This is a genomic window from Cupriavidus sp. SIMBA_020 (genome assembly GCF_046535395.1).
Lineage (GTDB): Bacteria > Pseudomonadota > Gammaproteobacteria > Burkholderiales > Burkholderiaceae > Cupriavidus > Cupriavidus campinensis.
The window spans coordinates 1-230 of sequence record NZ_JAWRWU010001835.1 but is presented as its reverse complement, the minus strand read 5'-3'; the positions used below and the strand labels follow the sequence as shown (position 1 = coordinate 230).

1 protein-coding gene is annotated in these 230 nt (G+C 50.0%); it reads right to left on the bottom strand.

Annotated elements, in window-relative coordinates:
• Positions 1-19: 19 nt before the first annotated feature.
• Positions 20-230: BON domain-containing protein (locus SB751_RS35940; RefSeq protein WP_410749720.1), on the bottom strand; the 211-nt coding region annotated here is incomplete at its 5' end.

Here is a 230-nt window from a genome sequence, read left to right as displayed (position 1 = left end):
ATGCGGTTAGACTCAACCATTAACGTCCTTTTTCGTCCACGGTCAAATTGTTTTTGACCGACGTAACGCCAGGAACACTCTCGGCAACTTTCCCAGCGAGATCTATCTGCGCTTGGTCCGGAGCCATTCCTACTAGCGTAATCTTGCCGCTACGAGCGACGGCATGAACATCAGTGGACTCCAAGCCCTTTTGTTTGTACAACGTCTTCTGAACTCGTTTCGCCAAATCC